The following is a 13,474-nucleotide window of genomic DNA, read 5'->3' on the forward strand; positions in this document are numbered from 1 at the left end:
TATATGTAAGGGGCGAGTAAATGGCCCACCCTGTTACGTTCAGCAGGGTGGGCGCATTATGGGCTTAGGGCATCGCTCCAATGGGGAGCGGCTTGAGACGGGCATTTGTGCCACGGCCTACAGCATCCGGGGCATCATGAGACAGGTCCTCATGGGCTTCGGGATGTTCGGAGGCATTGACGTCACCAACCTGTTTGGGATGGTGCAGCCCTTCATACTGGAAGGCCCCGACAGACAGCGTCTCTGCCATGGTGGGCAGGTTCTTGGAATCCCATCCACCGCCGAGACTGCGGATCAGCGAGACGTCAGCCTGATACAGTCTTGTGGCAACTTCCACCTGTGTGATGCGGCTGTGCAGGGTGTTTTCCTGACTGAAGATGGCATCCAGATAGGTACCCACACCGCCCTGATAGAGCGTCATGGTCATGTTCTGGGTTTCCAGATTGGCATTGACGGCCTTTTCCAGAGCCTGATTTTCCAGATTCAGACGGTTGGTGCGGGAGAGACCATCTTCCACTTCACGGAAGGCAGAGAGTACGGTCGTGCGATACTGGTCCCGTGTTTCCCGATAAGCCGACCATGAACGCTGAAGTTCTGCCCGATGCACACCGCCATCAAAGAGCGGGATGCTCATACGGGCACCATAGGTCCAGAGTGAGTTGGCCAGATTGGCCAGCTTGAAGCCATTAGCCTCAAACCCGGCATCCGCATTGAGAGAGAAATGTGGATAGAAAGCGGCACGGGCAATACCGATGGCCCGGTTGGCCTGTGCCATTTCGCGTTCTGCGCTGGCAATGTCAGGTCGCCGCTCCAGCAGACCGGACGGCACACCTGTGGGGATGTTGGGCTGGTGGAAGTCCAGCGCCTTGACCGGGTCGATATGGAAGCTGGAAGGCGCACTGTTGGTCAGCACGGCAATGGCGTGTTCCGTCACCTCACGGGCAGCCTGAATGTCATACAGGGCGGCCTGTGTGGTGTAGAGCTGGGCTTCGGCACGGGCGAGGTCCAGCCGTGGAGCGGCCTTATATTGCAGCTGCGTCTTGGTGACTTCCAGAGCCCGCCGGTAATAGGCGATGGACTGCTGGTAGATGGCGATCTGCGCATCATAGCCACGCAGCTGGATGTAATCGCTGGCCAGTTCGGCTTCCAGACTCAGCCGTGCCATGGCGAAGCGGGCAGCTTCCTGTTGGGCGGCCTGCCGGTTCATGCGGACACGGTTGCGGATAGAAGACCAGATATCTGGCTCCCAAGAGGCCAGACCGGCATATTCTTCCTGTGTCTGGGTCAGCGTAGCCCCGTTACGGAACAGCCTGTCTGCCGACTGTTTGTTGTCAGACCCGCCAGCCTCAAGGTTGAAATGCGGGAGCAGATCGGCTCGTGCCTTAGCAACGAGGGAGCGAGCCTGAAGGAAGCGCTCTGCTGCGGCCTGAAGGTCACCATTCTCGGCAATGGCCCGGTCTTCAAGCTGGTTCAGCAGCGGGTCATGAAAGAGCGTCCACCAGTCGCTGGGGAGGGTCGCATCCGCTGGCTGGGCCACGGCGAAAGGCGCCTGCCCCTGCCAGCTGTCCGGCACGACAAAATGAGGCTTCTCATAGCGTGGAGCGAGGTCACAGGCTCCGAGGCTCGTCAGGGCCAGCAGGCCACCACCAAGAGCGGCTTTGCGAGCCAGCCGGCCCAGCCTGTGACGGGTCTTCTTCATGGTGGTCATCAGTCATCATCTCCGGATTCTTCCCAGCCGCTCTGGTTATAGCCACGGGCAGGTGTCACGACATGGACGGGGTCACCTTCCAGAAGGTCAGCCGGCGGGTTGTTGATGATGCGGTCTTCAGCCGTGATGCCAGCCTGAACCTCGGTAGAACTGTCTGCCATCTTGCCGACACGGATATTCTTGAAGTGAACCGTGTTCTTCTGGTCCACGGTTGCCACCTGCATTCCCTTTTCCTGAAAGACGAGGGAGCCGGTTGGAATCTTCAGCAGATGGGAGGCGTTGTTATTAGCTTTCAAAGCCACGGAGGCAAAGGTCCCCGGCCAGAGGGCATGATCGGCATTATCCACGGTGAACTCGGAGACAGCCGTTCGTGTATTGGGGTCATAGCCAAGGGAAGCTGTCAGGAACTTGGCGGTGAAGGTCCGGTCCGGGTACTGGGGAACGTGGATTTCCGCTGTCAGCCCGTCTGTCAGCATATAGGAGAAGATTTCTGGCACAGAGATGAACAGACGCAGGCGGTGTGTATCGGCCACGGTAAAGAGTTCGGACGCTCCCCCCGTGGCGTTGAGCTGCCCGCCCCCACTATTGACGTAATCACCCACATTGATGGAACGAGCTGTCACGACACCATCAAAGGGCGCTACGATCTGCTTGAATTTCTCTAGGGCGGCGAAGTGGTCCACATTGCGCTGGGCGGCTTCCATCTTGGCATAGGCAGCCTGTTCATCCGCTGTGGCAACAGAGACGGACTGACCAGACACAGCCTGAGAGTGCCCCATAGCCCGCCAGCGGTTGGCAGTGACGGAGGCTAGATTATACTTGGCCTTCTGTGCATCCAGATCAGCCAGTGCCTGAGCGTACTGGGCATCCAGCGCCGGGGCGTTGATTTCGGCCAGTACGTCACCCTGATGAACAATGGCACCGTAATCCTTGTACCACATCTTCACATAGCCGGAGACCTGAGCGTAGATCGGAGCCTGATACCAGGCATCAATCGTGCCGGGGAGTGTGAGGCTCACCTTGCTGTCGGCCTTGTGGGGCAGGATGATGGCCACATTGGGTACAGCATTCTGCTCGGCTACCTCATGCAGGTGGGCATTATGGGTCATGCGGCCAAGCAGAAGCACAATGATGTAAAGGCCAAGCACCAGGGCGATCAGGCCGAGCAGTAATTTACGTTTGCGGGGCATGCTGGCCATCAGACGGTCTCCTTATGACGCGCATTACGGTTGTGGATGATTGCATAGACACAGGGAACAAAGAGCAGTGTGGAAAGCGTGGCGACAATCAGCCCGCCGATCACGGCCCGGCCCAGTGGGGCATTGGTGGAGTTGGAGGTGGCCATGGGGATCATGCCCACGATCATGGCAAGGGCGGTCATCAGCACGGGGCGGATACGCTCCCGTCCGGCTTCCGTTGCGGCCCGGAGGGCATCACCATGCATCTCGATCCGTTCTCTGGCGAAGGACACCACAAGGATGGAGTTCGCTGTGGCTGTACCCATGCACATGATGGCACCTGTCAGGGCCGGAACGGACAGGCGTGTCCCGGTCAGGAACAGGGCCCAGGCGATCCCTGCCAGTGCCCCCGGTAGAGCGGTGATGATGATGAATGGGTCTGTCCATGACTGGAAGTTGACGACAATCAGTAGATAGATCAGCACGATGGAGACCATCAGACCGATGATGAGCTGGCCATAGGCGCTATACATGGTCACAGCGGCACCGTGAATCTCCGTTGCGGCCGTTTTGGGCAGCAGCGGTTTCGTGTCGCTGATGACCTTCTTCACGTCCGTCAGCACGGCCCCAAGGTCCCGGCCCTCGGTGGAGACATAGATGTCCACTTCCGGCATGGAGTTGAAGTGGGAGACCTCACCCGGTGTTCCTGTCGGCACAACGGTACTGATGCTGCCGAGAAGCTGATCGCCTGTGCCGGTCGGATTGCCATCCCCCTTATCCACCGGAATGGTCAGAAGGTCGCTCAGATGTGTGAGCTGGTCCTGAGACACATAGGTGTTCAGCGGGAAGGTGACGTCATTGCTGGGGTCGAGCCAGAATTGTGGGTCCACCGTGCTGGAGCCGGAAAGTGTCATCAGCTGGTTGTTGGCGAGGTCGGCCTCTGTCAGACCCGTGGCCTGACTGAAGGTACGGTTGCCACGGATCATCAGGGTCGGCGTCTTCATCGTCTGCTGGATGACAACATCGGCAGCACCCGGAATATGGCGCAGGCGGCTTATGATCTTGCGGGCATAATCATAATTGTCTGCAATATCCGGCCCGTTGATCTGGATGTCGATCGGAGAGGGAGAACCGAAATTGAGAATCTTCGCTGTCAGGTCTGCCGGCTGGAAGGTGAAGACCGTCCCGGGGAAGTGGGCGGACAGGTCCTTGCGCAGCAGGGCACGGTAATCCCAGACAGGGGACGCCTCGTTCTTCAGCGTGACGGTCAGGTCACAATCCTGCGTTCCGATGGTCGGGGTGGGGATGAAGGCCTGGTTATGGGCGCCTTCTGGCAGACCACAGTTGCTGACGATTTCTTCAACCTGACCCGGCAGATCGGCTTCAATACGGTCAGAGACCAGAGCGGCAATACGTCCGGCTACTTCGATACGGGTCCCCAGCGGGGCACGCATATGCATCTGAAGCGCATTGGACTTCGTTTCAGGAAAGAAGTCCCGTCCTGCTGTGAAGTAAAGCCCCAGTGACAGGACGGAAATACCGAGGAAGACACCTACGAAAACCTTGCGCTGTTCCACACAGCGGACAAGCAGGGCGTAGTAGCTGTCCCGGAAGCTGTTGAATTTTTCCTCAAATCCCTGCTGGAAGCGGATGAAGAAGCCCATCACACCGCTGCGTGGCGGCAGGGGAGCAGGCCGGTTGTGGCTGTCCGTTCCATCCCCACGCTGGGCGGGGTGCCCGGCAGCTACAGCGGCGGCGTTGGCATCGGCGATATGCTGTTCTTTATCAGGAATGCCGTGGCCGTGACTGTGATCGGCCAGCAGATATTTTGCCATGGTCGGGACCAGTGTCCGGGACAGGACGAAGGAGGCGATCATGGCGAAGATGATGGCCTCTGCCATCGGGCGGAACAGATAGCCCGCTACGCCGTCCAGCTCGAAAAGCGGCAGCCACACGATACAGATGCAGGTGGTGGAGACGAAGGTCGCCGTCACGATCTGGTTGGCGGCATCAATGATGGCGGGTTCGAGCTCTTTGCCCATTTCAAGATGGGTGTCGATGTTCTCGATCATCACCGTAGCGTCATCCACAAGGATACCGACCGCCAGAGCCAGTCCACCAAGCGTCATGACGTTGATGGATTCACCCGCCCAGCTCAACCCGATGACCGAGCAGAGAATGGCCAGTGGAATGGAGGTGGCAATGATGACGGTGGAGCGCCACGACCCAAGGAAAAGCAGAACCACGATGCCGGTCAGGAAGGCGGCAGTGACCATCTCCCGCACCACGTCTTTGATGGCGTCCTTCACGAAGATGGAGGCATCGGTGAGGATGCTGACCTTCACATCATCCGGCAGGACAGCCCGCAGGCGGGGGAGGGCTTTTTTCACGCCATCCACTACGTCCAGCGTAGAGGCCTCACCACTTTTCATGACGACCACTTCGACACCCTGACGCCCTTTGACGAGCACAAGGTTGGTCTGCGGGTGTCCGCCCCGGTACACATCGGCCACGTCATGAACGTAGATCATGGCATTACCGACCCGTTTGACCGGAATATTGCCAATGGCCTTCATGCTCTTGGGGGTGGCGTTGGTTTGCACCATCCAGTCCACGGCATCAATTTTCTGGTCACCGGCAGGCAGAACGATGTTCTGGTCATGCATGGCGTTCTGCACGTCCATGGCCGAGAGGTGATGCGCCCGCAGCTGGTCCTGATTCAGCGTGACCATCACGAAGCTGTCCATCCCGCCATAAGGATGCGGTACCACAGCCCCTTCCACCGTCACCAGAAGCGGGCGGACCCGGATCATGGCCAGCTTGTAGAGGTCGGAAGGTGTCTGCCTGTCTGATGTGATCTGGAGCGAGATGACCGGAACAGAAGATGCATCCAGCTTCATAATCATTGGCGCTGGAATATTCACCGGAAGCTGCTTGATGACCGTCTGGGAAATGGCGGTCACTTCTGCTTCTGCCTCACCAATCTCCGTACCGGGCTGGAAGAAGATCGTCACGATCCCACGCCCGTAATAGGAGTTGGATTCCATATGCTCGATGCCCTCCACGGTGGAGGTCACCATCAGCTCGTAATTATAGATGATACGGCCAGCAAATTCCTCAGGCAGCATCCCGCCATAGGTCCAGACAGCGGAGACCACCGGGATCTTGATATTCGGGAAGACGTCAGTCGGTGTTTTGAAGACTGACATCACCCCGAACATCACGATCAGGATGGACAGTACCACAAAGGTCAGAGGCCGCTTTAGTGCGGTTACGACAATGGCATTCATGGGCAGAACTGTTCCAGTTATTCCAGAGGCAGAAGGAAGTTGGAACAACTTAGGCAAAAATGGCGGGAAGGCGTATTAAATACTGTTTTAGTCTGCTTTATGACGGCTCTGTAAGAAAAGCCGTTACTGTCCCTAGCTTAGAGAGAAGGTCTCTTTCAGTATGGAAACGTCCCTGCCGGTGCTGTCTCTGCTTCCGCTAATATTACAGGAATGTCACTAATTCATGAGGGGGCGGTAGCATGAAGGTGCCGGGCCGCCCCGTTTTCATGAAGCTCAGTTCTTGGGGAGCTGAGCCGGTGTTTCCAATTGTGGAAGGTTTTTGCGGATGCGCCGCACGGCCCCTTCTTTCACGCCCTTACTGTTATTTCCCCAGCTCTGCCGGATGAAGCTGACAACATCGGCAATCTCTTTATCAGAGAGTGTATCTGCAAAGCTCGGCATGGCGAAGGCAGAAGGTGTTGTATGCAGGGCGTGTGTGCTGTCACCGGCCAGAATGATGTGGATGAGGGAGGTCGCATCATCCGTCATGACAACCGGGTTCCCGGCCAGTGGAGGGAAGACTGACCCATAGCCAGCGCCATCCGTGCGGTGGCAGGCGGCGCAGCGATCCACATAAATCTGTGCACCCGGTTGGGACAGATCGGCATGGCGCAGCTTCTCGGCTGTTGTGGGGTCATAGACCCATGGTGTTTCTTTCCGGGCAGGAGCGAGCTGCATCAGGTAACGGGCGATGGCGTGGAGGTCATCATCCTTGAAGGCATGAGCACTATGCACGATGACAGGCGACATGCCGCCAAAGCTGGCGCCGGTCCGTGCCCGCCCTGTGCGGAGGAAGTCCACAATGTCCTGTTCACTCCAGCGGCCCAGCCCCGTACGGTTTTCCTGCCGGAGGGACGGAACGACCCATTGTTCCACTACGCCACCACCGGAAAGAAAGAGTGGTCCATCCTTGGCGGTTTGGGCTTTCTCATTGAGGGCAATGCTGCGGGGGCTGTGGCAGGCGCCGCAATGGCCCGGCCCTTCCACCAGATAGGCCCCACGGGCAAGAACAGGATCGGAGAACTGGTTGTTTGTGCTATGCTGGGCCGACTGGATGGAGGGTGAAAACAGCCAGCGCCAGATATGCAGTGGCCAGCGCATGGAAAGTGGCCAGATGATGCCATTGGCCGGAGGGTCAACAGGCTGTGGTGTAACCCCTCGCTGGAAATAGACATAGAGTGCATGAATGTCCGCTTTGCTCAGCCTCGCATAGGAGGGATAGGGCATGGCGGGATAAAGGGCGCTGCCATCTTTGCGGATGCCGAGCTGAACAGCTCTGGCAAATTCTGCCTCTGTATAACGGCCAATACCATGGACCGGGTCTGGTGAGATGTTGGTGGAATAGATGGTGCCTATGGGCAGTTTGAAGGGCATTCCACCACTATAGGGTGGTCGGCCGGGCTGGCTGTGGCAGGCGGCGCAGTCTCCCAGAATGGCCTGGTAATGGCCTTCTTCAATCAGCCCGGCAGGGAGAGGGGCATCCGCTGCCTGTGCCGTGCGGGTAGGCAGAGCGGCGCCAGCCAGACCGAGCAGGCCAAGCCCAGCCATCAAGAGCGGGCGGAGAGCGGATGAGAGCGTCTTGCTGGAGGAACGGGAGAACAGGGAGGTCATGCGCTTACCATCGGGCCGGGATTACGGAGATAGGTCCGGCGGATGTGATAGGCGGACCAGTACGCCAGTGCGGCTACCAGCCCGGTCGGGTTGTAGCCCATCCCCTGCGGAAAGGCGCTGGAGCCAATGACGAACAGATTAGAGACATCCCAGCTTTGCAGATAGCGGTTCAGGGCGCTGGTTTTTGGATTTTCCCCCATAATGACACCACCATTGAGATGGGTTGTCTGATAGACACGGCTATCGAAAGGCTGACCCTGCTGGAGGCTGTTCAGGCCGATGCGTGTGGCCCCCATGGTCTGAGCAATGTCGCCGATATGCTTGACGACATACTGGTTCATGCGGATGTCGTTGTCCTTCCATGTGAAGGTCATCCGGAGCATGGGCTGGCCATAAGCGTTGCGCCATGTGGGGTCCAGGTCGAGATAGACATCCCGGTAGGCCATGTTGCTCCCATGAGCATCAATGCCGAATGAGTGCCTGTATTGGTCGATCACTGCGGACTTGTAGGCACTGCCCCAGCGTGGTTCTCCCTTGCCGCCGCTGCCCTGTGCAGCGGCAATGGGTTTCAGCCCGGCCTGATTGACCCAGATGGGTGACCCGCCGATGAAGCCTGCCTTACCTCGGTCGAAACCGGGCTGATTGAAGTCATCAATAGCGACACCGGCCCCGCCTGCTCCCACAAACTGGCTTGTGAAGCGGTCTTTCGGGAGCCAGATGCGGGAGGATGTGATGGTCTGATAGGTGAAGTTACGACCAATCGTGCCGGTCTGGGTGACGGGGTCGTAGGGTTTGCCGATGCCCGAAACCAGCATGAGATGGACATTATGCAGCTGGAAGGCACTGAGAATGACGAGGTCGGCTTCAAGTGTTTTTTCGGATTGGATCTTAAGGTCGGCATACCGCACGCCAGTGGCTTTCTTGCGGGTATCATCCAGCATGATTTCCAGAACCTGCGCTTCAGTAATGAGTGTGAAGCGTTTGTCCCGCCGTAGGGTAGGCAGGATGTTCACATTGGGCGAGGCTTTGGAATAGAGATAGCAGGCATAGCCGCTGCAATAACCGCAGAAGTTGCATGGCCCCATCTGGCAGCCATAGGGGTTTGTGTAAGGCTGGGACGCATTGGCAGCAGGAATGCTGAAAGGATGGTAGCCTGTTTCGGCAGCGGCCTTGCGGAATACGCTGGCTGAGAAAGTATCAGCCATTGGGGGGAGAGGGAAATGGTCGGAGCGATCCGGGGCAAAGATGTTGCCTTTCCCGGTCTTCTGTCCTCGTACGGAGGCGGCTTCTCCTGACGTGCCGAAAACTTTTTCAGCCTTATCGAAGAAGGGCTCCAACTCTTTGTAAGTGACCCCGTAATCCTGAAGATGCATGTCTTTGGGGATGAATTTCTGCCCATAGCGCTCGATGGTGGCGCTACGCAGGCGCAGATCATCCTCTGTGGCCCGGAAATGGCAGCCTGACCAGTGCAGACCTGCTCCACCAACCCCTTCTCCGGGCAGGAAGGCGGCTAACTGGCGGTAGGGGAGGGCTGTCTGGTCAGGGCGGTTGCGGATGGTCAGGGAGGTGCGGGAGAGCTTCTGGAACAGACGTTTACGCACGGCCCCACGCAGCTCATCAATTGAGCTCGGATAGGTGCCTTCCACGGCGGTGCTGTGGTCGTGCCCACGTTCCAGCATGGTAACGGTCAGTCCGGCCTCGGTCAGTTCCTTGGCCATGATGCTGCCAGCCCAGCCCGCTCCGATAATCAGGACGTCCGGCCGTTTCGGGGGAGATGTCTCGTCTGTCATGAAGGGTCAGCCCTCCTCGTCATTCTGGAAAGCAGGGCTGTACGGGTTCGCTTTGGGCGGCATCCCGACTGGGCCAAACGGGTAAGGAGCACCTTCCTGATTAATCCAGTCCATGAAGTCGGCCCGTGCCCCGGGGAAGCCCATCATCTTCCAGCCTTCCATGTTGTGGTTGCCCCCATAGGCAGGGTCGGAGAAGGCGCCTTCCAGCGTGTTGGTACGAAGCTGCTCAAAGAAGGCAGCGCCGGGAATGTCGTTGAAGCGAAGCGTGTTGCTCTCCAGAGCGTGCAGCACGTTATCCTGCTGTTCTGGGGGGAGTGCAGCGAACAGGGCGTTATAGCGTATCAGGCAATGGGTATTGATTGGCGTAATGGCCCCTCGATACAGGTCCCGCGGTGTGTAAGGGAGTTGATAGCCCAGCTCAGGCGGTCCTTCCACGAAAGGGGCCTGCATGTACCATAAAGCACCAAGGCCGTAGGGTGTGTTCATCTGCTTATCGATGAAGCGGGGCACGCCGAGTGCCTGCGCTCCCGGCCCATTCTCATCCTGCGGAAAGAGGCGTTCGCAGGCATGGTAGAGAAAAAGATATTCTTCCTGATTGAAGAAGGTGGGCTTGTAATGGGCCGGGTCGCCATCATCCTGTGGCTGAGGAGCGGGCTGGTCGGGATTGGCCTGTGCCGCACGGCCAAGCAGAGGTGTGCTGGAGAGGGAGGCTGCTCCCCCCATGAAGCCACGGCGGGATAGTGAGGCTTTGACACTATGGAAAGAAAAGACGGGAGATGATGTCATCGCACAGTGTGGCCCAGCCGGAAATGTGAAAAGAAGCTCATGGGAATGGCAGGATGGAAAAAATGACAGCGGAACACAAGTGAAACCGCTGTCATTCATATATCTTTTCGTCTGGTGTTCTGCCTGTTCCGCTACTTTCTATTATTGCGGGAGGCTGAGAAAACCCGGCTGGGGCGAATGGAGGCGTGTGGCAGAAGATGCTTTATCCATTCCTGCATCGACCCGTTTCTGCCCGTTACTTGCTGCCGTATTGACCGTGCTGGTGGCGTTACTGGTGGCACGATCGGTGAAGGTTCCTGCAGTGGAAAGGCCCCTGTCTGTGGCCTGCTGGGCAGGAGCGGTGCCCGGAGCGGACAGGTCTGTGCTGCTCAGCTCCTGACTCTGAATGGTGGCGGCATTAAGCGGCGTACCCGTAGCATCTGTCAGCCATGAAGAAAGATGGCTGCGCACCTGATATTCCAGCTCGACATTCATGTCGTCCATCAGCTGGGTGTTGAGCGTGTGGAGGTTATGCTCCAGCCCCAACTTGCTGGGGGCATCTATCGTGCGCTGAACATGGGCCGTGATGAAGCCATGATGGTTATGGGCGGCGTCATCCACATGGAGCTGGACTGTGTAGCTCCCGCTTAGAGTATGGCGGGGGGCTTTGGTCATGTCTGCCCGTGTAATGGTGAAGCTGGCCGTGCCGGACGACCCTGTAGCATGTAGGCGCTGATGTGCCATCAGGGCCAGTGTGCTGGTGGGGCTGGTTGGGCTTTTTACAGCAAGGTCGTCACCATCGGGGTGAGTGTTATCGCTGACATTCACCTGACTGACACTCAGATTGAGCGGCGGCAGATAGCTGTAATCTGGTTTGGGGAAGGTTTCCTCAGGGGGTGTGCTGGAGCAGCCGGCCAGCAGGGCCAGCCCGCAGAGCATCCCCAGAGTGGAGAGAGAGGAGCGTGGTTTCATGCGGCTGACCAGAGTGGGAATTCTGGCACTATGATTCATCATGGCTTTCATGTCTGGCGCCTGTTGCTCTGTCGTGTTTTGCACCACGGGGGAGGTGGTCCTGAGACCTACGGGATGGGCTGGCCCTGAACAAGGAGGACCGTCCCCAAGATGGAGACAAAAATGGAAAAGATGATGGCATTTGTCCAGTCTCTTGCGACATGCCGGTAGAGGGCTTCACGTCTTCCCAGAGGGAAGATGCATGACCCACGCCATAATCTTCCAGTCGGAACGGACGGGCATGGCGCAGTTCCTCGGTGCAGTGAGGGTTGCTGATGAGCCATGTCAGTACGAAAACAGGGACCAGCGGCGTGAAAGGTCCGTCTCCAGCCAGAAGATGGCCTTTCGGGTAATAGAAGAAAGGTGTCGTCTTTTCTGTAGGGACGGTTTGTCCTGCAGGGGCCGGCCAGAAAAGATAGAAGGTCTGGCCGTCTTCCTCATCGCTAAAGCGGCAGGCCACGCCTTTATCGGTCGGCATGGTCAGTTCGGCCCGTAGGGTGCGACCTGTGAAGGGAGAACAGGCTAGAGTATGTGGCCCGGCTGGACGTGTATCAAACAGGCTTTTAAGGCGGGTGACTGAAAAAGGCGTTTCAGCGTCTTCTGTATTGTCCTGTTCAGTCTGTTTCAGCAGGTCAGCGAGGGGCAGAATGCGCAGGCCGGTGCTGCTGGCCCGACACCAGAGGCCGATAAGCTGAAGACGGGCCATGAGTGGCAGGCCAGTAAGTGGGGCCAGTGCTTCATGGGGGAGGTCGGCTTCTGTTGGAATAGGACCTCCGCCGCTCAGCAGGGTGGTGCTGACCTGTTGGAGTGCGGGACCGATAGCTTCCAGAATCAGGCTATTCCAGTGGCTGTCCAGTGCAAGGGAGTGACAGGCCAGAATCTCGCCATCAGAGGAGAGCCACCAGCAGGCTTCCTGCCCTGTTTTGGTATGATAGAGACTGAGGGCCTCCAGACCGGCAGGGCCATGATGGCGCCCGCTGGCCTGCCAGCCGGGATAAAGCCGTGTTACAGGCTGCCCATCCCGGTGGAGTGAAGGCGGAAGCTCTGCCATCATGGTGCTCAGGCGTTACCTTCGGCATGACCAGCGGGCAGGCTGTCACGGTCGAAGGTGAAGGCCGTATTGCAGAAATGGCATTCCATAGAGATCACGCCGTCCTGCGCCATATGGTCAAGGTCATCCTTGCTGAAGCGTTCCAGCACACCCTGAAGCCGTGTCCGGCTGCACCGGCAGCCAAAGGAGAGCGGTCTGGCCGGGGAGAGCTCTACATCCAGCGTCCCGAAAAGACGGTTGATAAGCGTGGCGGGAGAAATGGCCGGGTCGAACAGCTCATCAGCCGTGAGGGTGTGGCCAAATGTCCGGGCCGTTTCCCACAGGTCCTGAATAGTGGCTTCAGCATGTTTCTGGTCGTCATTGCCGGCCAGAGGCGTGCTGTCAGGCAGGCGTTCCAGCACCAGCGCCCCGGCCTGCCAGCCTGCATCCGTATGGCGGGAAAAGAGATGAATGGCGCAGTCATGCTGTTCGCTGGTCTGGAAGTAATGGACAGCCATTTCAGACAGGTCCTTGCCTTCCAGCCCTACGATACCCTGATACAGCTCCGTATTCGGCCCCTGATCCACGGTGAAGGCCATGTATCCCTTGCCCAGCAGGCCGGGTGCATCTTCTGGCAGGGGGGTGGTGTAGTCCTCGGCCATGCGGGCCGTGAAGCGCAGCTCACCCGTGTCTGTGCAGTCTGCCAGAAAGAGGGAAACTGGCCCGTCACCTTTCACCTGAAGGGAAAAGGAGCCTTTGAATTTAAGAGCCGTTGCCATGGCCGCCACGAGGGCAAGAGCCTGCCCACCAAGCAGACGGACCGGCTCTGGTAGCTCATCATGACGGGAAAGGATGGCACCGGCCAGCGGGCCAAGCGTGATGAGCCGCCCACGAACAGGCACATGGCCCAGATGGAAGGGGGTGATGGCATGGGCGACCGTGAGGTCCGGCACGTCATGCGGACGGGGGGCTGTTGTGGTGGTCTCTGTCACCGAGGTCATAATTCTCTCTTTCCGGCCTGTCCGTTTCCTACCCTGACAGGGCCCCGGTAG

General features: G+C 58.3%; 9 protein-coding genes. All 9 read right to left on the reverse strand.

Annotated features, from left to right (window positions below):
• Positions 1–64: 64 nt before the first annotated feature.
• Positions 65–1,699, reverse strand: a complete 1,635-nt coding sequence (locus NQF86_RS07405; RefSeq protein ID WP_266117057.1) for an efflux transporter outer membrane subunit — start codon at positions 1,697–1,699, stop codon at positions 65–67.
• A gap of 8 nt (positions 1,700–1,707) precedes the next feature.
• Positions 1,708–2,907: an efflux RND transporter periplasmic adaptor subunit gene (locus NQF86_RS07410; RefSeq protein WP_266116992.1), complete on the reverse strand. Its 1,200-nt coding sequence runs from the start codon at positions 2,905–2,907 to the stop codon at positions 1,708–1,710.
• Positions 2,907–6,176 carry an efflux RND transporter permease subunit gene (locus NQF86_RS07415; RefSeq protein ID WP_266116993.1) on the reverse strand — a complete coding sequence of 1,090 codons (3,270 nt, stop codon included), beginning with the start codon at positions 6,174–6,176 and terminating at the stop codon, positions 2,907–2,909. The genes NQF86_RS07410 and NQF86_RS07415 overlap by 1 nt, the downstream gene beginning before the upstream one ends.
• A 273-nt stretch (positions 6,177–6,449) precedes the next feature.
• Positions 6,450–7,763 carry a c-type cytochrome gene (locus NQF86_RS07420; protein ID WP_407652889.1) on the reverse strand — a complete coding sequence of 438 codons (1,314 nt, stop codon included), beginning with the start codon at positions 7,761–7,763 and terminating at the stop codon, positions 6,450–6,452.
• A gap of 59 nt (positions 7,764–7,822) precedes the next feature.
• Complete coding sequence (locus tag NQF86_RS07425) at positions 7,823–9,616, reverse strand: GMC family oxidoreductase (RefSeq protein WP_266116995.1); 1,794 nt, start codon at positions 9,614–9,616, stop codon at positions 7,823–7,825.
• A 6-nt stretch (positions 9,617–9,622) separates the two neighbouring features.
• The gene (locus tag NQF86_RS07430) at positions 9,623–10,402 is read right to left on the reverse strand and encodes a gluconate 2-dehydrogenase subunit 3 family protein (RefSeq protein WP_266116996.1); all 780 of its coding nucleotides are present in this window, start codon (positions 10,400–10,402) and stop codon (positions 9,623–9,625) included.
• 141 nt (positions 10,403–10,543) lie between these two features.
• Positions 10,544–11,395, reverse strand: a complete 852-nt coding sequence (locus NQF86_RS07435; RefSeq protein ID WP_266116997.1) for a hypothetical protein — start codon at positions 11,393–11,395, stop codon at positions 10,544–10,546.
• Entirely contained in the window at positions 11,382–12,446 is a 1,065-nt protein-coding gene (locus tag NQF86_RS07440; protein ID WP_266116998.1) for a hypothetical protein, read from the reverse strand. Before NQF86_RS07440 ends, NQF86_RS07435 begins: the two co-directional genes overlap by 14 nt.
• A gap of 5 nt (positions 12,447–12,451) precedes the next feature.
• A complete protein-coding gene (gene hslO / locus NQF86_RS07445; protein ID WP_266116999.1) occupies positions 12,452–13,423 on the reverse strand; it encodes an Hsp33 family molecular chaperone HslO in 972 nt (323 codons plus the stop codon).
• Positions 13,424–13,474: the final 51 nt, after the last annotated feature.

The sequence above is a fragment of the Bombella pluederhausensis genome (assembly GCF_026385525.1).
Lineage (GTDB): Bacteria > Pseudomonadota > Alphaproteobacteria > Acetobacterales > Acetobacteraceae > Bombella > Bombella pluederhausensis.

What these genes read in the sequence shown, in the direction of transcription:
- NQF86_RS07405 (WP_266117057.1), bottom strand. Translation starts at nt 1,699, where the DNA reads ATGAAGAAGACCCGTCACAGGCTGGGCCGGCTGGCTCGCAAAGCCGCT.
- NQF86_RS07410 (WP_266116992.1), bottom strand. Translation starts at nt 2,907, where the DNA reads ATGGCCAGCATGCCCCGCAAACGTAAATTACTGCTCGGCCTGATCGCC.
- NQF86_RS07415 (WP_266116993.1), bottom strand. Translation starts at nt 6,176, where the DNA reads ATGAATGCCATTGTCGTAACCGCACTAAAGCGGCCTCTGACCTTTGTG.
- NQF86_RS07420 (WP_407652889.1), bottom strand. Translation starts at nt 7,763, where the DNA reads ATGGCTGGGCTTGGCCTGCTCGGTCTGGCTGGCGCCGCTCTGCCTACC.
- NQF86_RS07425 (WP_266116995.1), bottom strand. Translation starts at nt 9,616, where the DNA reads ATGACAGACGAGACATCTCCCCCGAAACGGCCGGACGTCCTGATTATC.
- NQF86_RS07430 (WP_266116996.1), bottom strand. Translation starts at nt 10,402, where the DNA reads ATGACATCATCTCCCGTCTTTTCTTTCCATAGTGTCAAAGCCTCACTA.
- NQF86_RS07435 (WP_266116997.1), bottom strand. Translation starts at nt 11,395, where the DNA reads ATGATGAATCATAGTGCCAGAATTCCCACTCTGGTCAGCCGCATGAAA.
- NQF86_RS07440 (WP_266116998.1), bottom strand. Translation starts at nt 12,446, where the DNA reads ATGATGGCAGAGCTTCCGCCTTCACTCCACCGGGATGGGCAGCCTGTA.
- hslO (WP_266116999.1), bottom strand. Translation starts at nt 13,423, where the DNA reads ATGACCTCGGTGACAGAGACCACCACAACAGCCCCCCGTCCGCATGAC.